We start from the raw sequence: 19,124 nt of genomic DNA, 5'->3' as shown, positions 1-19,124 counted from the left end.
CGGCTGAGCCGTCGCGGAGTGCGACATCAAAAGCAGACCCAAAGGGTCACTGCGAGCCATTCTACGAGCTGAGGTCGACACTGACCACCGAACAGCCGATCGCCTGGCCTCGCAGCCCCGCCATGACGGGCAGTCAAGCACTCGAGAAATATATCAGCGACATGTGGTGCACATTCATACGACACACTTTCGCTGGATTGGCGCTGGTCGATCCGCTCACCTCTTGCCACTTCGCGAGAGCTTGCTATGATGCAGACACTGTATACAAAAACAGTATCCATACAGTACCTTCATCACACGCCTGCCGAGTGCAGGCACAGACTGATCGGGTCGGCTCAACGCGCTGTCAGCATGTTCGCGGAGCCTAGCAGGCGACAGATGAACTCAGCCTGACGACCCTCCACGCTGCACCGCAGGCCGACGCACCATCCGCGCCGACCGCACGGCATCAGGGGATAGCTCATGTCACGTCTTCACGCTCCGCACTACCTTCAGCGTCTTCACAACCTGCCGCTCAATGACCAGGCCTGGCAGGAAATCACCGCCAGCGACATGATGGATATCCCGCTGCTCGGCAACATCACTGCCGGCATGCCCATCGAAGCCATCGCCGACTGCGGTACGGTTGCCGTGCCGACGCGCATGGTGCGCCGCAATACCTACGCCCTGCGCGTGCGCGGCCATTCGATGATCAACTGCAATATCCATGATGGCGACATCATCATCATCGAACGCAGCGAAAGCGCCGAGAACGGCGAGACCGCCGTGGTGATGATCAATCAGCAGGAAGTGACGCTGAAGAAGCTGTATATCGAGAAGACCGGCGTGCGCCTGCAACCGGCCAACGACAGCATGGCCCCCATCTATCTCAAGAATGCCGATATCGAAGTGCTGGGCATGGTGATGGGCGTGGTGCGCGGCAATGCCGTCACTCACTGAGGGCGACGCTTTGGTAAGATGGTGCCATGACCTATCTGATACCGGCACTGGCGCCCGAGGCGCATCATGAACACAGCATCGAGATCGAGAAGAGCCGCTTCATCGCCTGGCTGGCCCATGCCCCGACGCCAGAAGGCATGACGCGGCTGCTGGCTCAGGCGCATCTCGCCCACCCCAACGCACGCCATCACTGCACGGCGTTCATCGCCGGGGCACCCAATGAGCAGAACGCCATCGGCTTCTCCGATGATGGCGAGCCGGGCGGCACTGCTGGCAGGCCGATGTATCAGGTGCTCGAAGGCAGTGGCGTCGGCCAGGTGGCCTGTGTGGTGATCCGCTACTTCGGCGGTATCAAGCTGGGCACCGGCGGCCTGGCGCGCGCATACAGCCGCGCGGTGCTCGAGGCGCTCGAGCACCTGCCCACCACGACCTTCACGCCGCGCACGCCCAGGCGCCTGAAAGTCGGCTTCGCCCATGAAGCCGATGTTCGCCACTGGTTGAGCGGCTACGATGTGCCGGTGGATGCCAGCGACTATGGTGCCGATGGCGTGGTGCTGACGGCGGGCTGGCCGCAAGGCGGCGCCCAGCCGCCGCTGGAAGAACTGCATGCGCGCCTCAAGGGAGCGCTGGAAGTGCTCGATTCCCGCGATTGATCGACGTCAGCGACTGACCGGCGCCAGCGATTCCCTTTGGCTCTCCACAAACACGAACGCCATCGCCACCCCTTGTCCGGGCGGCGATGGCGTTCGTGTTTTCACTTCTCTCAGCGGAACTGCAGGGCTTCCACCTGATTGGCGATGGCAGCCTTGGCCTCGGCCAGCGAGGCGGCCCTCGGCTCATCGCCCATGCTGAGGCCTTCGGCATACACGAAGTGCTGATCCGTGATCCCCATCAGCCCAAGCATGGATTTGAGATGCGGTGTCTGGGAGTCCATTTCAGTGCCCGCGTACATGCCGCCACGCGCCGCCAGTACCAGCGCCTGCTTGCCTTCCAGCAGGCCCACCGGCCCTTTCTCGGTATAGCGGAAGGTCTCGCCGGCACGTAGCACCCGGTCGAACCACGCCTTCATCTGCGTCGGCAGGCCCAGATTGTAGAGCGGTGCCGCGACGACCAGCAGGTCTGCCGCTCTCAGCTCGGCCAGAAAACCATCGGACAGTGCGGCGAGCTTGCGTTGCTCGGCGCTGCGCTCATCCACCGGCGCCATCCAGGCCTGCATTTCCGCGCCATCGAGATGCGGCAGGTCACGCTCGACCAGATCATGATGCGTCAGCTGAAATGGCTGCCCGGAGGCCTCGAGCGCACTGACGAAGGATGAGGCCAGCGCACGTGAATTGCCCTTGTCGGCGAACAGGGAAGCAGACACCAGCAGGACATTGAGCGAAGCTTTTGACATGTGGAGGGTCTCCATGAAAGTGAGGCGCGATCCTGTCGACGGTGTTCGACCCGATCCGCATGCACAGCATGATAAATGAACCATTCCACACGAAAAGCGACTTAAATCGCCCATATCATTCGAAAAAAGCGAACAGTTAGTCAGTCATCACCCTTATTCGACTGCCGACTGATAACGGAACGCCTCGCCACAGCCCTTCAATTCCTGCCCTGCAATCGTCAAGGTCGCCGTCAGTGGATAGGGCGCGCCCTGCATGGAATCGAAGCAGGCGCCCGGCGCCACCACCAGCTGCAAAGGCTCGCCCTGCTTGCCGTCAGCCGGGAGCTGCGCCTTGAGCACACGACTATCGTTTGCCTCGCGGGCGACCCGATAAGGCAGCTTGACCACCTGGACACCTGACGAGCGAGCGCCAGCCTCCGCTTCTGCAGAGTGCTCGGATGCCTGCGCCTCGTGCGGCGACTCGAGCAAGCCCTGCATGGCCGTCAGCGTCAGCAGGTTGTGCTCGCTGTCGAGACTGACCTGCCAGCCGGGCTCATTACCCTGCGCCACCAACAGCGGCTTCTGCGTCGTCGGATGAATCACGCGCCGATCATCCTGTACACATTCCAGATTGCCACGGGCATTCTGCAGCATCGCCTCGGAACCCTTGAACCACACCTCCAGTCCCTCTTCACCGGGCAACGCCTGCGCATCACCAGACGCCTTCTCGGCCGGCGATGCACCGGCATTGGCCTGATAGCGCTCGCCCGAGGCACTGACGACCCGCTCCAGGGTATAGGCATGCCGCCGCGACCACAGCCGCAACCAGTCATGCGACGCCTCGGCGTCGCCTTCGCTGAAGGCCATCAGCAGATCCTGCGCCGGAGTACAGCGCCACACCTGATACTCACTCGCCCGGGGCGGTGGCAGAAAGCTGGAGGGCAAGGTCACCGCAGCGGCCTTGCCCAGCGATTCCGCACTGGGCGGCGCAGGCTTCTTCGCCACCTCATGCACCACGGGGCCCGGGCCCTGCGCGGGGGCCGGCACCTTGAGCGGCGGTTGGCCAGCATCCGTCCCTGTCGTGGCATCCTGACTCCACGGCAGGGAGGTACATCCCGCCAGCAGCATGGGCACCGCCAGGGGCGACAGGCGCAAGCCCGCTCGACCGGCAGCGATCATCCCTGGCGTGAGACTCGCGGCCCACCTATGGGGCAACGCACGGGAAATGGCAAAAAGACGACAGCAATGACGTGACATGATGAACCCTCCCTGGGCATGTCGGACGACAAGATGCAGCGCAGGACTCTGATGATGAGACACTGCGGCATGGCTGGACTTCAAGGCGGAGACGGCGGCCTTCCTGGCGCACCCTGCCAAAGTCTATCAAGCGCAGTGAGGCTTGTGGGGATGGGAATGCACTGAGGGTACAAGGCGCGTGCCCTGCCGGCCTTGCATGACACCCTCCTGGCGCCTGACTCCGGCGCCCTTCGTGTTCCGCACGCCCCGAGTGATACGCGAATCGCCATGAATATGAGACAGTGTCATGAGCGCCCTCGGGCAGCCGCGCGTCACGATGGTGGCTTGGCGGGGAGAAAATCCCGCTGCCACTCTCCCACTGATCCAGTCACGCGGGAGTGATTGACCCGCGCGCGGCTTGCGCCAGAACTTTCAACTTATCGTTCTCGGCTTGCCTGTCTCAGCTGGCCTGTCTCAACTTGCCGTTCACAACGTACCTTTCTCACTCAACCTCTCAACATGAGCACCATTCATCATGCTTGAATTGCGCCATCTGCGTACCCTGCTGGCCCTGCGTGATGCTGGCTCGCTGGTCGAAGCCGCGGAGCGTGTCCACCTCACCCAGTCCGCCCTGTCCCATCAGCTGAAGGACCTCGAGGAGCGCCTGGGCGCGCCGCTGTTCATCCGCAAGACGCGCCCCGTGGAGTTCACCCGCGCCGGACAGCGCCTGTTGTCGCTGGCAGAGCAGGTACTGCCGCAGTTCCGCATGGCTGAGCGCGACATTGCTCGCATGGCGGGTAGCGAGCAGGGCCGGCTGCACATGGCCATCGAGTGCCATAGCTGCTTTCAGTGGCTGATGCCGACAGTGGATCGCTTCCGCGATCACTGGCCGGAGATTGAAGTCGATATCCCCTCGGGCCACAGCTTCGCTCCCCTGCAGGCATTGGGCCGCGAGCAGCTGGACCTGGTCATCACCGCCAACCCGGTGGAGATGACCGGCATCCAGTACATTCCGCTGTTCCGCTATGAGGTCATGCTGGCCGTGGCACGCCAGCATGCACTGGCCATCAAGGGCCATGTGGAGCCGCAGGACCTGTGCGACGAGACCTTGATCATCTATCCGGTCGAGCATGATCGCCTGGACGTCTTCACCCAGTTCCTCGAACCGGCCAACGTGAGCCCGCGCGAGATCCGCAGCGCCGAGATGACGGTGATGATGATGCAGCTGGTCGCCAGCGGCCGCGGCGTCACGGCGCTCCCCAACTGGGCGCTGGCCGAGTATCTGACGCGCGATTACGTGCGTGGCCTGTCGCTGGGCGACGGTGTCTGGGCGACGCTTTACGCCGCCGTCAGAGAAGATCTGCTCGGCACGCCGTGGATGGACGACTTCCTGCGTACCGCCCGTGAGACATCATTCGAGGTGCTGAGTGGCGTGAAGCCTGCCTGATACCCGGGCCTCAGCGCTTACGAGGAATGGATACACGAAAGCCCCACCACTCGACAGGCCGCAAGGCATCGATTGGTGGGGCTTTCGTGTATCTGCTGATCACTGCTTGTTCGCGCCATATCACTACGGCTTGCGCGCAAGACTTTTTCTTCAGCACAAACAGAACCGCCCCAGCATGAGCTGGGGCGGTTCTTGACGTCTATCATCTCAAGCGGAAAGCATTCCGCAATGAGTGATGATCAGTCGATAGCCTTGACGTTGGCTGCCTGCAGGCCTTTCTGGCCCTGGGTCACGTCGAAGGAGACCTGCTGGCCGTCCTGCAGGGTCTTGAAGCCATCAGCCTGGACTTCGGAGAAGTGAACGAACAGATCGTCACCACCGTCAGCCGGAGCGATGAAACCAAAACCTTTAGCGTCGTTGAACCACTTAACTGTACCTGTAGCCATGAGAAATTCCTCTCTGATTAGCATGTTTGAAATAACGGGCATTACCCGAAGAGCGTGGGCAAAGCAAAACCATGCATCAAATCAGCGAGGCTTCTCGGGGCGCTCAAGGCGATTTACCGAGCAGCACAGGCGACTGAGTGGTGCGTCTTGCTATCCAACAGGGGCTACATTGCACGCTAACCCATGATCACGTCAAGCCTTTTCGACAATCACTTCACACAGTCGCCAAGCGATGCCACTCCAGCCAGGTCAGAAATCCCCCTTCGGGCAGCTGCAGATTCGGCGCATCGGTCCCCAGCAGCAGGCGGTCTCCCTCGAGCGTGACGCGCCGCACAAGCGTCACCTCATCCCAATCGGCGATCGTGGCCAGCGACAGATGATGGCAGACCTCCTCCCGCTCACTGTCCCACTGCCAGCGCCCACAGTAGGCAAAGCCCTCACGAAAGGCGGCGACCAGCTGATCATCCGTCGGCGCCATCCCCAGAGGCTGACGCTCACAGGACACCAGCTGCACACTCATATAGCCATTGGCCATGTAATGCAGCTGTCCCTTGCACTCGCCCAGCGGCTCCAGCTCGCGTCCATCCGGCCAGGCATACCAGAAACGCTCGAGCCGCCACGCGCCGATCAAGTCAGGATGCAGTGACAAGGAAGGTTGCCGCATGGCCGATTCCTCGAACGGTCGTGATCAGGTGGCGTGCTCGTCCTGGAGTGACGGCGGCTTTACCGGCGGCAAGGGCACAGGCGCCTTGCGTTCCAGCTGGCTGGAGGTCAGTGGCAGCAACAGACTGAAGCGCGCGCCCTTGAGCGACCTGCCCTTGTCCACCACCACACTGCCGCCGTGGGAATGCAGGATCTTCTGCACGATGGAAAGCCCCAGCCCGTAGCCGCCGGAGGCACGCGTACGCGAATCATCCAGGCGCGCGAAGGGCTTGAAGACCTTCTTGCGATCTTCCTCGTTGATGCCGGGGCCATCGTCCTCGACGTCGAGCCTGACCACCTGCGGGTCACTGGTAATGCGCACCAGCACACGGGAATCCGCGTGCCGGCAGGCATTGGAGACCAGATTCTGCAGCGCCCGCTGCAGATAGCGTGCCTCGGCCTCGACCTCCAGCGCCTCGCCCTCGATGCTCAGCAGCAACTCAGGGTGCAGCGGCGCCAGCGTCTCGCAGACCTGCTCCGCGATCTCGCGGCAATCCACCATGCCGAGGTCCAGCTGGATACCGGCGGCATTGTTGAGGCGTGCGTAGGTCAGGATCTCGTCGATCAGCTTGTCGAGTTCCTCGATGTCGCCGTCTGCGCCCTTTATCTGACGCTGGACGAAATCATCATCGACCATGTCCTCGATCATCTGCAGCGCGAAGCGGATACGCGCCACCGGCGTGCGCAATTCATGTGAGACCGCCCGAATCATGTCCTGCTGCGCGCCCAGCAACCCCTGCACCCGCTCGGCCATGCCATTGAAGGCCATGCCGAGACGCCCGAGAAAGTCATTGGACTCGATGCGCACCCGCGTATCGAGATAGCCGCCCGCGATGCGGGTCGCGGCCTTTTCCAGACGCGTCAGGCGCGCCTCCAGTGAACGCACCACCAGATAGATGACGCCGCCCAGCAGACTGATGACCGCCAGTATCATGGCGATGATCAAGGCCGGCGGTGTCGTCTCGAAGCCACGGATGGGCCCGACCTTGAGCATGGCGCGGTCCCCCAGACGAGTATAGAGCGCCATCGCCTGACCGTGACTGGCCACGTTGAGCACCACTCGACCGGCCTCCAGGCGACTGGCCTGCTGCGCATCGAGATTCTGCGGAATGTCCGGCAGCAGCGCGAAGGACAGACCCGAGGCCTGCTGCAGCTGGGCCAGCAAGTCGCTGCGCTGCTCGGCATTCATGGGCTGCAGGGTGTCATGCAGCGACACCATCAACCCGCGCAACTGCCGCTCCGCGAGATGCAGCAACCGGAATTCCAGCACTCTCTCTTCGCCCGGCACCGCCATCAGCAGCTGCCAGCCGGCGTCATCATGCGGCCGCACCAGCGGCCGCCCGGCCTCAAGGCGGCGCTGCTCCCACCAGCTGAGGTCAAAGATCGCCGCCGGTGCCAGCAACAACCGCCCATCCAGCAGGCGGGCGGTCCGATTGAGGAAGGCCCCGCGCTCAGCCTCCGGCGTGGCCGCGATCTGGCTCACCAGCAGGCGCATCGGCGCCGCGCCCAGACGCGTCTGGTAGGCCTCCAGCCGGACCATGTTGGTCAGTTGAAAGCCACCCAGCGCGATGCCCAGCGTGAGCACCAATGCCACCAGCAAGGCGACATAGACACGCAGGAAGATGCTGTCAGAGAGAGCCCGGCGCATCGTCTAGAGGTCCTTGACGAACAGGTATCCCTTGCTGCGCACCGTCTTGATCCGCTCAGGATGATTGGGGTCATCGCCAATCTTGGGGCGGATGCGCGAGACACGCACGTCGATGGAGCGGTCCTGGCCGTCGTACTTTATGCCGCGCAGCGCAGAGAAGATTTCCTCGCGCGTCAGCACGCGTCCCGCATTCGAGGACAGCAGCCACAGCAGGTCGAACTCGGCACTGGTCAGTTCGATGCGCTCACGCGCCAACCATGCCTCACGGGTGGCGTTGTCGATCTCGAGATCATTGAACACCAGGCGCGTCTCTCCGGCGGCCACTTCGGGGCCATCGGCGCGGCGCAGCAAGGCCCGCATGCGTGCCAGCAGGACACGCGGCTGCACCGGCTTGGGCACGTAATCGTCGGCACCCATCTCCAGACCCAGCACCTGATCCATGTCATCGGTACGCGCCGTCAGCATCAGGATCGGCCCGGCGAACTGAGGCCGCACGCGACGACAGATGGACAGGCCATCCTCGCCCGGCAGCATCAGGTCCAGAATCACGATGTCGGGGCGCAGACTGATGATCAGGTCCACCGCCCGCGCGCCGTCATTCTCGACGCTCACGCGGAAGTTGTTGGCTTCGAGGTATTCGCGCGTCAATGTCGCCAGACGCTCGTCATCCTCAACAATCAATACATGTTCTTGCGCATTGGTATCCAAGGGCATTCCATCCGCATCGTTGGGTCAACGTGGCCAGCAGCTCACAAGCAGTTACTTTCCTGTGCCACGTCGTAACCTTTTCAGGGTGATTTGTCACGAATGATACGCCAATTTGGGCGTTTACGCGCCAGCAGCGCAGGCACCATCTGCATTGACGGAGCGCAGAAAATTTAACACCTGAACTCTTGACATCCCCCAGCGGCAAGGCCGGATTTTCAACCACACCTTACCCACAAGTTATCCACTTGCACGCCCCACCAAACAACACTATCTTGTGTCCAAAATCAGCTCACGCCCCATATGTAGGGTTTTGGCGACGTCGACACCCATAGATCATGGCGACGATTGTCAAGCCCCGAAAGCATGAATCAGCGTATGGGAAGGCAGTCACGCAAGGCTGCTGGAACCGTGTCTCATGAACGCTATCAGGCTCAGCCCGGGCGCCGCTTGCCCCGCCTGAGCCTGATCGAGTTTCTCGACGACAAGGCTGACGACGACAGAATATCCCCGGGCGCAGGCAGGAATTTCCAGCCTGCGCCCCGATACGAATTGCCCTCGAGCCCTAACGGGCAACGATTCACCTTCAGACGATTCAGGAAGGCGTCATGGATTCCACTTTCAGCACCGATCAGGCGACAGTCGACGTGACTGCCCCCCAGCGCCTGCGCGTCATCAAGCGCAATGGCGATGTTGCGGCCTTCGACGCCAGCAAGATCTCCGTCGCTCTCTCCAAGGCGTTCATCGCCGTGGAAGGCGATCAGGTCGAGTCCAGCTCGCGCATCCGCGACCTGGTTCAGCAGCTGACCAGCCAGATCACCGACGCCTTCCAGCGTCGCATGCCTGACGGTGGCACCCTGCACATCGAAGACATCCAGGATCAGGTCGAGCTGGCGCTGATGCGTTCCGGCGAGCACAAGGTCGCCCGTGCCTATGTGCTGTACCGCGATGAGCACGCTCGTGCCCGCAGCGCCCAGAGCGACGGCATCGCCAAGCCGCACCCGACCATCAACGTCACGCACCTCGACGGCAGCGTGCGTCCGCTGGATCTGGGCCGTATCGAGACCCTCGTCTTCGATGCCTGCGCCGAGCTTTCCAACGTCGATGCCCAGAAGATCGTCGATGACTCCCTGAAGAATCTGTACGACGGCGTGCCGGTCGATGGCGTGTCCACCGCGCTGATGATGACCGCGCGTACGCTGGTCGAGAAGGACCCGAACTACACCTACGTCACCGCCCGCCTGCTGCAGGACAACCTGCGCCGCGAAGCCCTGAGCTTCCTCAAGGTCGCTGACGAGGCCACCTTCGGCGAGATGAAGGACCACTACCCGGTCGCCTTCAAGGCCTACATCGAGAGCGGTATCGCCTTCGAGCAGCTGGACGAGCAACTGGCCACCTTCGATCTGGAGCGTCTCGGCGCGGCCATCGATCACACGCGTGACAACCAGTTCACCTATCTCGGCCTGCAGACCCTGTACGACCGCTACTTCCTGCACCAGAACGACGTGCGCTATGAGCTGCCGCAGGTCATGTTCATGCGTGTCGCCATGGGCCTGTCCCTGAACGAGGAAGACCGCGAAGGCCGTGCCATCGAGTTCTACGAGCTGCTGTCCAGCTTCGACTACATGGCTTCCACGCCGACGCTGTTCAACGCCGGTACCCGTCGCAGCCAGCTGTCCAGCTGCTACCTGACCACCGTGCCGGACGCCCTCGATGGCATCTACGGCGCCATCCGCGACAACGCCATGCTCTCCAAGTGGGCAGGTGGTCTCGGCAATGACTGGACGCCGGTGCGTGCGCTGGGGTCCTACATCAAGGGCACCAACGGCAAGTCCCAGGGCGTCGTGCCCTTCCTGAAGGTCGTCAACGACACCGCCGTTGCCGTCAATCAGGGTGGCAAGCGCAAGGGCGCCGTCTGTGCCTATCTGGAAACCTGGCACATGGACGTCGAGGAATTCCTCGACCTGCGCAAGAACACCGGTGATGACCGTCGTCGTACCCACGACATGAACACCGCCAACTGGGTGCCGGACCTGTTCATGAAGCGTGTCTTCGATGACACCGAGTGGACCCTGTTCTCGCCGTCCGACTGCCCGGACCTTCACGACCTCTACGGCGCGGCCTTCCAGGCGCGTTACGAGCAGTACGAGGAGATGACCCGTCAGGGCCAGCTGAAGCTGTTCAAGCGCGTCAAGGCGCGTGATCTATGGCGCAAGATGCTCTCCATGCTGTTCGAGACCGGCCACCCGTGGATCACCTTCAAGGACCCGTGCAACCTGCGCAGCCCGCAGCAGCACGCCGGTGTCGTGCACTCGTCCAACCTGTGTACCGAGATCACCCTCAACACCTCCGAGGACGAGATCGCGGTCTGCAATCTGGGCTCGATCAACCTGGCGCAGCACGTCATCGACGGCAAGCTGGATGGCGACAAGCTCAAGAAGTCGGTGCGTACCGCCGTGCGCATGCTCGACAACGTCATCGACATCAACTACTACGCCGTACCGCAAGCGCGTCGCTCCAACATGCGTCACCGCCCGGTCGGCCTCGGTATCATGGGCTTCCAGGACGCGCTCTACGCGCAGTCCATCGCCTATGCCTCCGAAGAAGCCGTGACCTTCGCCGACGAATCCATGGAACTCGTCAGCTATCACGCCATCGAAGCTTCCAGTGATCTGGCCGCCGAGCGTGGTCGTTACGAAAGCTTCGACGGTTCGCTGTGGAGCCAGGGCATCCTGCCGATCGATTCCATCGAGAAGCTCAAGACCGAGCGTGGCGCCGACTACATCGAGATGGACGAAAGCCAGACTCAGGACTGGGACTACATCCGCGAGAAGGTCCGCACCCAGGGCATGCGCAACTCCAACGTGATGGCGATCGCGCCGACCGCGACGATCTCCAACATCTGTGGCGTCTCGCAGTCCATCGAACCGACCTACCAGAACCTGTTCGTCAAATCGAACCTGTCTGGCGAGTTCACCGTGGTCAACGCCTACATGGTCAACGACCTCAAGGCGCGCGGCCTGTGGGACGAGGTCATGATCAACGACCTCAAGTACTACGACGGCAGCGTGCAGCCGATCGAGCGCATCCCGGAAGACCTCAAGGCGCTGTACGCCAACGCCTTCGAAGTCGAGCCGAAGTGGATCGTCGAAGCCGCCTCGCGTCGTCAGAAGTGGATCGATCAGGCCCAGTCCCTGAACCTGTACATCCAGGGCGTGTCCGGCAAGAAGCTGGACGTGACCTACCGCATGGCATGGTTCCGTGGCCTCAAGACCACCTATTACCTCCGTGCTCTGGGTGCGACCGCCGTGGAGAAATCCACCGTCGATCGCAGCAAGCACAACGCCGTCGGCAATGCACCGACTCCGGCACCGGCTCCCGCGCCGACCCCGGCACCGGAAGCCAAGCTGGAACCGCGCGGCATCGAAGACTTCCTGCAGGGCAAGAGCGGCCAGCGTGCCCCCTCCGCCAGCAACATCGATGAGTTGGGCTGTGAGGCCTGTCAGTAAGCGATTGCGCCAGACCCGAGTCCGCTGACGCTGACTCACCGCCTGCCAGGACACACCTTGCAGGCGGACTGCGGCAAATCCACAAGACCGAGCCCCGCTCGGTCTTGTGCCGCCACCAACAATCACTGCCTCCTGACATTCCCTCGAAACAAGCCCGGGCCTGACTCCCTCCAGGAGCCACGCCACTCGATGGCGCTCGCGTCGTAGAACGCACCGCCCCTGCCTTTTCGTCACGCTGACTGCCCGCGTGACCATCACCGAACACGAGGAACGCAACATGTTGAACTGGGACGATTTCCACGAAGACGAAGCCCCCGCTGCCGAGAAGCCGGCGACGGCCAAACCGGCGCCGCAGGCCGAAGCTCCCGCCGCTGCCCCGGCGGCTGACGCTGTCGTCGCGAGCGAGAACAGCGAAGGCTACGCGATCAGCGATGCCGAGCGCATCGCCCGCGCCCAGCAGGCGCTGGACGATCTCGACGTGGCCAAGGGTCTGGAAGAACTGGAAATGGGTGCCCAGCGCATTCAGGTCGACGAGAAGCGCATGATCAATGCGCGCGCCGACGTCAACCAGCTGGTGCCCTTCAAGTACGACTGGGCATGGCAGAAGTACCTCGACGGCTCCGCGAACCACTGGATGCCGCAGGAAGTGAATATGAACGCGGACATCGCGTTGTGGAAGAGCCAGGACGGCCTGACCGAAGACGAGCGCCTGATCGTGATGCGCTCGCTGGGTTACTTCTCCACTGCCGACTCGCTGGTCGCCAACAACCTGGTGCTGGCCGTCTACAAGAACATCACCAACCCGGAGTGCCGCCAGTACCTGCTGCGTCAGGCCTTCGAAGAGGCGATCCACACCCACGCCTACCAGTACTGCATCGAGTCACTGGGCATGGACGAAGGCGAAGTCTTCAACATGTACCGTGAAGTGGACTCCGTGGCGCGCAAGTCCGCCTGGAGCCTCAAGCACACCCAGGCGCTGGCACGTGCCGACTTCCACACCGGCACACCGGAAGCGGACCAGGAATTCCTGCGCAACCTGATCGGCTTCTACGCCGTCACCGAAGGCATCTTCTTCTACTGCGGCTTCTCCCAGATCCTGTCCATGGGTCGTCGCAACAAGATGACCGGCGTCGCCGAGCAGTTCCAGTACATCCTGCGTGACGAGTCCATGCACCTGAACTTCGGCATCGACGTGATCAACCAGATCAAGGTCGAGAACCCGCACCTGTGGACCGCCGAATTCCAGGACGAAGTCACCCAGATGATTCTGGAAGGCACCCAGCTCGAGATCGAATACGCGCGTGACACCATGCCGCGCGGCGTACTGGGCATGAACGCGGCCATCATGGAGGAATACCTCCACTTCATCTGCAACCGTCGCCTCGCGCAGCTGGGCCTCAAGGAGCAGTTCCCGGGCGCCAAGAACCCGTTCCCGTGGATGTCCGAGATCATCGACCTGCGCAAGGAGAAGAACTTCTTCGAGACGCGCGTCACCGAATATCAGGTCGGCGGTGCCCTGAGCTGGGATTGATCACTGATCACTCCCCCTCCCAGAGACAGGCACGCGACTGACGCCTGCCTCTGCTGAGCACCCCAACGGGCCATGTCATTGATATGGCCCGTTTTTGCGTCCAGCGCCCGCACAGGGTAGGCTTCGCGCCGTCCCGACTCTCCCCGGCTTCACGTGAAAGGAACGAACATGCAACTCGGTATCATCGGACTCGGCCGCATGGGCGGCAATATCGCTCGTCGCTTGATGCGCAATGGCCACGAAGTGGTCGCCCATGATCGTGACGCGGCAATCGCCCAGTCACTGGTCGCCGACGGTGCGACGCACGTCGATAGCCTCGTGGAACTGGTTCAGCAGCTCGAGGCGCCGCGCGCCGTCTGGGTCATGCTGCCGGCTGGCGAGATCACCGAGCAGACCATCGCCACGCTTGCCGAGCTGATGGAAGCCGGCGACACCATCATCGATGGCGGCAACACCTTCTACAAGGACGACATCCGCCGTGCCACGGCCCTCAAGCTGAAGGGCCTGAACTACGTCGATGTGGGCACTTCCGGCGGCGTGTGGGGCCTGGAGCGCGGCTACTGCATGATGATCGGCGCCGAGAAGGCCGTGTTCGAGCATCTCGAGCCGCTGTTCGATACCCTCGCCCCGGGCTATGGCGATCTCGAGCGCACCAAGGGCCGCAACGCCCCGGACGAGCGCGCCGAGCGCGGCTACATCCACGCCGGTCCGGTCGGTGCCGGTCACTACGTGAAGATGGTCCACAACGGCATCGAGTACGGCCTGATGCAGGCTTATGCCGAGGGCTTCGAGCTGATGCAGAGCAAGGGCTCCGACGCCCTGCCGGAAGATCAGCGCTTCGACCTCAATCTGGCCGATATCGCCGAGGTGTGGCGTCGTGGCAGCGTGGTGTCTTCCTGGCTGCTCGACCTGACCGCCCAGGCACTGGCCGGTGATGAGCGTCTGGACCACTACAGCGGTGCCGTCTCCGACAGTGGCGAAGGCCGCTGGACCGTCGATGCCGCCGTCGAACAGGGTGTCGCGGTGCCGGTGCTGGCCAATGCGCTGTTCTCGCGCTTCAGCTCGCGCAAGGAAAACACCTACGCCAACCGCCTGCTGTCGGCGATGCGCTTCGGCTTCGGTGGCCATGTCGAGCCGCCCAGGAAAGACTGAGCACCTGCTCTGACACGCCAGACGTGAAACGCCCCGCTCATGGAGATCATGAGCGGGGCGTTGTCGTTTGCGGGGCCTGCTGGCAGAGCGGTGGAGTGTCAGCTGCGCTTCTTGCCAGCCCTGTCAGCCCTGTCAGCCCTGTCAGCCCTGTCAGCCCTGTCAGCCCTTAGTGTCAGCCACTGGCGTTATCGGCCGCCGCCAGCGCCATCCACCGGCGTCAGCGTCATCTGCTGACCGCGCATGTTGATATCGAACTCCCCCAGGAAACTCATTCCCAGCAGCACCACCTCATCGTGCATGCCCGGCACGATGGCCCCGCGCACCTCGCGCTGGCTGAGTCCCGCCAGACTGACGGTATCCAGTGTGGTCAGGGCGCCGTGACTGACGCCATTGGCGGTGGTGAAGCGCGCATCCCGCCCGCGTGGCAGCTGCAGGCGCTCGGCCAGCGCTTCGGACACCGAGACATAGGTGGCGCCGGTATCGAGCAGGAAGGTGACCGGCTGATCATTGATCGTGCCGGGGGCCACGAAGTGCCCGGAGCGATTGCGCGACAGCGTCAGTGGCTCTCCGGACGACAGCGACTGGCCAGCCAGCGAGGCATTGGGCCGGGTGCGCTCATCAAGCTGACCCTGGAACCACCACACCAGCATGGCGAGAATCAGCGCCCAGCACAGCACCAGCATGCCGACACCATAACGGCGGGTCGCGCCGCCCCCTGAATCACTCATCCACCACCACCCCGCAACAGCAGACGCAGGCCGACGGCGCACAGTGCGAAGCCGAGAATCAACGGCACCCCGATCAGCCAGCCGCGCGTCCCCGGCAGGCTGGCCTCATGCGGGGCGTCGAGGCGATAGACCAGCGCCACGCTCTCCCCCACGGCGGGTGTCGGCGAGGGCACCGCCAGCGGCGAGATGATCTCGTGCCAGCCATCACGCTGATCCTGATAGCGCACCACGGGCGCATACTGGATCGACTCGATATTGAAGCGCCCGCCCGGCGGCAGGCCCGCCATCGCCAGGGCCTCATCCTCGCTGAGTTTGCCGCCCTTGGGCAGATGGATCGGGCCACGCCCTTCGACGTGCAGCGTGCGGTCGTGGTTGATGACCTCGCCCATTACCTGCGCGCTGTTGCGGGCGAAGGACTGCGCCTGCTGCCAGCGATAGCCGCCGAGCAGCAGCAAGGCGATGCCGATGATGATCAGTCCCAAGGTCAACGCCATGCGATGCCTCCTTGTGGTCGGCGCCATCATGCACGACGCGGTGTCGAGGTACGGGCCTGGACGTCGTCGCTCACGTCATGGGCCACGCCCTGCTCATGTCCGCCGGCCGCTTCCAGCCTCTCGCTCAGCGCCTCGAACTGGCGCCAGCGCGCATGCGCCAGCGGCGTGACACCTTCGGCGTCCGCCAGATTGACGTCGGCACCGTGGGCCAGCAGCTGCTCGACGACCCTTTGATAGTCAACGCCGCCATCCCCCAGCAACACAGCCTCGATCAGTGCCGTCCAGCCGAGCGTATTCTGGTGATTGACGTCGACATCGGTCTCCTCGAGCAGCTGACGGCAGATATCGGCATGGCCACGCTCACTGGCCGACATCAGCGCAGTGGAAGAGAAGCGATTGAGCACCGTCGCCGAGGCGCCATGCGCCAGCAGCCGGCTCAGACAGTGGCCATAGCCGAGTGCGGCCGCGGCCAGCAGGGGCGTGTCGTGCAGGGCATCGGTCTGCTCGCAATCGGCGCCGGCGGCCAGCAGAGCCTCCACCGCTTCCGGCTGATTGGCCTGCACCGCGACCAGCAATGGCGAGCGCCCACGATAATCCACGTCATTGACTCGCTCGTGCGCATCAGGAGCGGCCAATGCCTGTGCCAGGCCCTCCAGATCGCCATGCTGAGCACACATTGTCATGTCCTTCATCACCACCTCCTGACGCCCGGCAACGGATGCTTACTCTCTGACAGCCTATGCGATCCTGAGCGTGACCGTTAGCCCCGCCAGCGTTCAATCGGCGCCTTGAGCATCGCCGATCAGGCATGGCGTGGTGAATGACAGCCAAAAAAAAGCGCTCCCGAAGGAGCGCCAGTTCGTCATCACCGCAGGGCGCGGCAGACGAGACTCAGAAACGAAGCCCGTCCGGCTGCCAGCCGGACACCGTCAGAATACGGTGTCGCCCTGGCCGCGCCCAATCATCTCTCGGGATGGCTACGATAGTGCCTGGCTATCAAGACAAGAGCGCCGATAAGCGAGGCGGCACCCTGTCATTCCGTCGGCTGCGCACCGACCAGCGGGGAGCTCGGCAGCCAGACGCGTGCCGCCAGGCCGCCCAGACTGGAGCGCTCCAGTGCCAGCTCGCCCCCATAGAGCGCCATCAGATCATCGACGATCGCCAGCCCCAGACCGGAACCGGAGCGCCCCTCATCAAGGCGCGCCCCACGCCCCAGCGCGGCGGCGCCCTCTTCTTCATTCATGCCGGGGCCATCGTCCTCGATGATCAACAGCACGCCGCCATCGCGGGTCTCGCTGCTGACGCGCACCTGCTGGCGAGCCCACTGCAAGGCGTTCTCGAGCAGGTTGCCGACCATTTCCTGCAGATCCTGCGGGTCGACCCGCACGCTGGCGTCGTCCTCCAGCGCCAGACTGAGCGTGATGCCACGCCGGCTCGCCAAGCGCCCGAGTCCCTCGAAGACCGGCCCCGCCGCCTCACGCAGGCTGATGCGCCCGCTGAGATGCGCGCCACCGGCGGCACTGGCACGCGCCAGGTGGTGGCGCACGGCTTCATCGATGCGTTTGAGCTCGGCGTCGATCCGCGCGCGGTCCTCGCCGTCGAAGCGCTCGGACTGGGCCTTGAGCACGCTGACCGGCGTCTTGAGCGCATGCGCCAGATTGCCGGCCGCCGCGCGCCCGCGCTCGATCAAGCGCTGATCTCGCTCGAGCACGGCATTGATGGCGCGAGTCAGCTCTGTCAGCTCCGGCGGCAGACGGGTCTCTTCCAGCCGCTCCGCCTCGCCATCGGCGACCTTCTTGAGGCGAGCCCGCAGGCGCCGCAGAGGCGCCAGCCCCCAGCTGATCTGCGCGGCAGAGCCGCACACCAAAAGCGATGCCAGCGCGACCAGTGCACCCGCCAGCAGCCACTCGAAGCGCGCGACCTCGGCGTCGACCTCGCTACGGCTGGCCGCCACCATCACGTGCAGTGGCTGGTTGCGACCGGGCAGGCGGATATCGCGCTCGAGGGAGCGCAGCACCTGATGGCGCGGGCCCTTGAGGTCACGGCTGATGATGACGCCCTTGTCCATGTCTTCCAGCGGCGGCAGGCGTTGGTCCCACAGCGAGCGCGACGTCAGCACATTGCCGTTGCGATCGGAAATCTGCCAGTACCAGCCCGAATAGGCCTGATCGAAGCGCGGGTCGCCCAGCGAGCGGGTCAGGCCGGGGCGGCCCTTCTCGCGGTCGAACTGGATGGCGGCGATCAGCACCTTCGACAGCGACAGCAGGCGCTGGTCGAAGGCGGTAGTCACGGCGTCACGGAAGCTCCAGGCCAGACCGAGCCCGGTCAGCGGCATGACGATCAAGGCAATGACCAGCGAGCCGCCCAGCAAGCGGCGGCCGACGGACAGTGGCTTCATGCGTCGCTGCCATCCGCCGGCGTCTGTGTCTCGGCGTCCGGATCACGCAGACGATAGCCACGCCCGCGCAGCGTCTCGATGCGCTCGGCACCCAGCTTGCGGCGCAGACGGCTGATCTGCACGTCGATGACGTTGGAATCGGGTTCGTGGTCGCGGTCATAGACATGCTCGACCAGTTCAGAACGGCTGACCACACCGGGCACGGCGTGCATCAGGTGCATCAGCAGGCGCGTTTCCTGGGCGGTCAGCGACACGGGGCGCCCCGCCAGGCTGACGGTACCGCCGTGGGTGTCGCAGGCCAGATCACCCAGCTTGAGCACGGGGTGGGCATGGCCGCGAGAGCGACGCACCAGGGCGCGCAGACGGAAGATGACCTCGGCGGTCTCGAAGGGCTTGGTGACGTAATCATCGGCGCCGGCGGAGAAGCCGGCGGCCTTGTCAGACCAGCGCTCGCGCGCGGTCAGCACCAGCACCGGCACCTCGATACCGGCTTCCCGCCACTGGGCCAGCCAGCGCGTGCCATCACCGTCCGGCAGGCCGAGATCCAGCACTACGGCATCGTAGCTCTCGGTCTGGATCAAAAAGTCGGCGTCTCCCCCGGTGGTGGCATGCTCGACCAGTACATCGGCTTCCCCCAGGCGCGCCATCAGCGCTTCGGCCAACGGCATGTCATCTTCAACCAGCAATATCTTCATCGATTCTCGGGCTCCTGACGCAAGCGGCGTTCTACCGGTGGCGCAATGGACAATGGCACTAGCATACCGTTCCTCAGGGCCGCCAGGCACCCTCGGCGCCCTTGTCACGGCCTGCGCTGGCA

At 63.7% G+C, this 19,124-nt stretch carries 17 protein-coding genes; 6 read left to right on the top strand and 11 right to left on the bottom strand.

Annotated elements, in window-relative coordinates; all coding sequences use genetic code 11:
* The first annotated feature begins 462 nt into the window (after positions 1-462).
* Both QD208_RS00765 and QD208_RS00760 read left to right on the top strand, forming a co-directional pair.
* Entirely contained in the window at positions 463-939 is a 477-nt protein-coding gene (locus QD208_RS00765; RefSeq protein ID WP_043333703.1) for a LexA family transcriptional regulator, read from the top strand.
* Positions 940-965: 26 nt separating this feature from the next.
* Positions 966-1,592, top strand: coding sequence for a YigZ family protein (locus QD208_RS00760; protein WP_043333702.1), 627 nt, complete (start codon positions 966-968; stop codon positions 1,590-1,592).
* 110 nt (positions 1,593-1,702) lie between these two features.
* Here the strand turns inward: QD208_RS00760 and QD208_RS00755 are convergent, their stop codons facing one another.
* Both QD208_RS00755 and QD208_RS00750 read right to left on the bottom strand, forming a co-directional pair.
* The gene (locus QD208_RS00755) at positions 1,703-2,332 is read right to left on the bottom strand and encodes an NAD(P)H-dependent oxidoreductase (RefSeq protein ID WP_279835276.1); all 630 of its coding nucleotides are present in this window, start codon (positions 2,330-2,332) and stop codon (positions 1,703-1,705) included.
* Positions 2,333-2,485: 153 nt separating this feature from the next.
* Positions 2,486-3,466: an MliC family protein gene (locus QD208_RS00750; RefSeq protein WP_279835275.1), complete on the bottom strand. Its 981-nt coding sequence runs from the start codon at positions 3,464-3,466 to the stop codon at positions 2,486-2,488.
* Between the two features lie 616 nt (positions 3,467-4,082).
* Here QD208_RS00750 and QD208_RS00745 point away from each other — a divergent pair.
* On the top strand, positions 4,083-4,994 hold the full coding sequence (locus QD208_RS00745; protein WP_054555293.1) for a LysR family transcriptional regulator: 912 nt from the start codon (positions 4,083-4,085) through the stop codon (positions 4,992-4,994).
* 239 nt (positions 4,995-5,233) lie between these two features.
* Here QD208_RS00745 and QD208_RS00740 read toward each other — a convergent pair whose 3' ends face one another.
* The 4 genes from QD208_RS00740 to QD208_RS00725 all read right to left on the bottom strand — a co-directional run bounded on the left by QD208_RS00740 (position 5,234) and on the right by QD208_RS00725 (position 8,504).
* The gene (locus tag QD208_RS00740; protein ID WP_043333698.1) at positions 5,234-5,440 is read right to left on the bottom strand and encodes a cold-shock protein; all 207 of its coding nucleotides are present in this window, start codon (positions 5,438-5,440) and stop codon (positions 5,234-5,236) included.
* A 214-nt stretch (positions 5,441-5,654) separates the two neighbouring features.
* The gene (locus QD208_RS00735; RefSeq protein WP_279835274.1) at positions 5,655-6,104 is read right to left on the bottom strand and encodes a lipocalin-like domain-containing protein; all 450 of its coding nucleotides are present in this window, start codon (positions 6,102-6,104) and stop codon (positions 5,655-5,657) included.
* A gap of 24 nt (positions 6,105-6,128) precedes the next feature.
* A complete protein-coding gene (locus QD208_RS00730) occupies positions 6,129-7,790 on the bottom strand; it encodes an ATP-binding protein (protein WP_279835273.1) in 1,662 nt (553 codons plus the stop codon).
* Between the two features lie 3 nt (positions 7,791-7,793).
* Complete coding sequence (locus tag QD208_RS00725) at positions 7,794-8,504, bottom strand: response regulator (RefSeq protein ID WP_043334706.1); 711 nt, start codon at positions 8,502-8,504, stop codon at positions 7,794-7,796.
* A gap of 599 nt (positions 8,505-9,103) precedes the next feature.
* On the opposite strand from QD208_RS00725, the gene QD208_RS00720 reads away from it, so the two are divergent.
* The 3 genes from QD208_RS00720 (at position 9,104) to gnd (ending at position 14,687) form a co-directional block, all read left to right on the top strand.
* Positions 9,104-12,004, top strand: coding sequence for a ribonucleoside-diphosphate reductase subunit alpha (locus QD208_RS00720; RefSeq protein WP_279835272.1), 2,901 nt, complete (start codon positions 9,104-9,106; stop codon positions 12,002-12,004).
* A 277-nt stretch (positions 12,005-12,281) separates the two neighbouring features.
* Positions 12,282-13,535, top strand: a complete 1,254-nt coding sequence (locus QD208_RS00715; RefSeq protein ID WP_043334709.1) for a ribonucleotide-diphosphate reductase subunit beta — start codon at positions 12,282-12,284, stop codon at positions 13,533-13,535.
* A 168-nt stretch (positions 13,536-13,703) separates the two neighbouring features.
* Positions 13,704-14,687 carry a phosphogluconate dehydrogenase (NAD(+)-dependent, decarboxylating) gene (gene gnd / locus QD208_RS00710; protein WP_043334711.1) on the top strand — a complete coding sequence of 328 codons (984 nt, stop codon included), beginning with the start codon at positions 13,704-13,706 and terminating at the stop codon, positions 14,685-14,687.
* Positions 14,688-14,872: 185 nt separating this feature from the next.
* On the opposite strand, the gene QD208_RS00705 is transcribed toward gnd, so the two are convergent.
* From QD208_RS00705 to QD208_RS00685, 5 genes are all read right to left on the bottom strand, one after another.
* Complete coding sequence (locus QD208_RS00705) at positions 14,873-15,415, bottom strand: retropepsin-like aspartic protease (RefSeq protein ID WP_213113718.1); 543 nt, start codon at positions 15,413-15,415, stop codon at positions 14,873-14,875.
* Complete coding sequence (locus QD208_RS00700) at positions 15,412-15,909, bottom strand: hypothetical protein (protein ID WP_279835268.1); 498 nt, start codon at positions 15,907-15,909, stop codon at positions 15,412-15,414. The genes QD208_RS00705 and QD208_RS00700 overlap by 4 nt, the downstream gene beginning before the upstream one ends.
* 26 nt (positions 15,910-15,935) lie before the next feature.
* Positions 15,936-16,601, bottom strand: a complete 666-nt coding sequence (locus tag QD208_RS00695; protein WP_107335604.1) for an ankyrin repeat domain-containing protein — start codon at positions 16,599-16,601, stop codon at positions 15,936-15,938.
* 341 nt (positions 16,602-16,942) lie between these two features.
* Positions 16,943-18,307, bottom strand: a complete 1,365-nt coding sequence (locus QD208_RS00690; RefSeq protein WP_131431216.1) for a HAMP domain-containing sensor histidine kinase — start codon at positions 18,305-18,307, stop codon at positions 16,943-16,945.
* Positions 18,304-19,002: a response regulator transcription factor gene (locus tag QD208_RS00685; RefSeq protein WP_043334723.1), complete on the bottom strand. Its 699-nt coding sequence runs from the start codon at positions 19,000-19,002 to the stop codon at positions 18,304-18,306. The genes QD208_RS00690 and QD208_RS00685 overlap by 4 nt, the downstream gene beginning before the upstream one ends.
* Positions 19,003-19,124 lie beyond the last annotated feature (122 nt).

It is taken from the genome of Cobetia sp. 29-18-1, from assembly GCF_029846405.1.
GTDB classification, from domain to species: domain Bacteria; phylum Pseudomonadota; class Gammaproteobacteria; order Pseudomonadales; family Halomonadaceae; genus Cobetia; species Cobetia amphilecti.
Note: the sequence above shows the minus strand (reverse complement) of the source record. Positions and strands in the feature narration are given on the sequence as shown.

What these genes read in the sequence shown, in the direction of transcription:
- QD208_RS00765 (WP_043333703.1), top strand. Translation starts at nt 463, where the DNA reads ATGTCACGTCTTCACGCTCCGCACTACCTTCAGCGTCTTCACAACCTG.
- QD208_RS00760 (WP_043333702.1), top strand. Translation starts at nt 966, where the DNA reads ATGACCTATCTGATACCGGCACTGGCGCCCGAGGCGCATCATGAACAC.
- QD208_RS00755 (WP_279835276.1), bottom strand. Translation starts at nt 2,332, where the DNA reads ATGTCAAAAGCTTCGCTCAATGTCCTGCTGGTGTCTGCTTCCCTGTTC.
- QD208_RS00745 (WP_054555293.1), top strand. Translation starts at nt 4,083, where the DNA reads ATGCTTGAATTGCGCCATCTGCGTACCCTGCTGGCCCTGCGTGATGCT.
- QD208_RS00740 (WP_043333698.1), bottom strand. Translation starts at nt 5,440, where the DNA reads ATGGCTACAGGTACAGTTAAGTGGTTCAACGACGCTAAAGGTTTTGGT.
- QD208_RS00735 (WP_279835274.1), bottom strand. Translation starts at nt 6,104, where the DNA reads ATGCGGCAACCTTCCTTGTCACTGCATCCTGACTTGATCGGCGCGTGG.
- QD208_RS00730 (WP_279835273.1), bottom strand. Translation starts at nt 7,790, where the DNA reads ATGCGCCGGGCTCTCTCTGACAGCATCTTCCTGCGTGTCTATGTCGCC.
- QD208_RS00725 (WP_043334706.1), bottom strand. Translation starts at nt 8,504, where the DNA reads ATGCCCTTGGATACCAATGCGCAAGAACATGTATTGATTGTTGAGGAT.
- QD208_RS00720 (WP_279835272.1), top strand. Translation starts at nt 9,104, where the DNA reads ATGGATTCCACTTTCAGCACCGATCAGGCGACAGTCGACGTGACTGCC.
- QD208_RS00715 (WP_043334709.1), top strand. Translation starts at nt 12,282, where the DNA reads ATGTTGAACTGGGACGATTTCCACGAAGACGAAGCCCCCGCTGCCGAG.
- gnd (WP_043334711.1), top strand. Translation starts at nt 13,704, where the DNA reads ATGCAACTCGGTATCATCGGACTCGGCCGCATGGGCGGCAATATCGCT.
- QD208_RS00705 (WP_213113718.1), bottom strand. Translation starts at nt 15,415, where the DNA reads ATGAGTGATTCAGGGGGCGGCGCGACCCGCCGTTATGGTGTCGGCATG.
- QD208_RS00700 (WP_279835268.1), bottom strand. Translation starts at nt 15,909, where the DNA reads ATGGCGTTGACCTTGGGACTGATCATCATCGGCATCGCCTTGCTGCTG.
- QD208_RS00695 (WP_107335604.1), bottom strand. Translation starts at nt 16,601, where the DNA reads ATGAAGGACATGACAATGTGTGCTCAGCATGGCGATCTGGAGGGCCTG.
- QD208_RS00690 (WP_131431216.1), bottom strand. Translation starts at nt 18,307, where the DNA reads ATGAAGCCACTGTCCGTCGGCCGCCGCTTGCTGGGCGGCTCGCTGGTC.
- QD208_RS00685 (WP_043334723.1), bottom strand. Translation starts at nt 19,002, where the DNA reads ATGAAGATATTGCTGGTTGAAGATGACATGCCGTTGGCCGAAGCGCTG.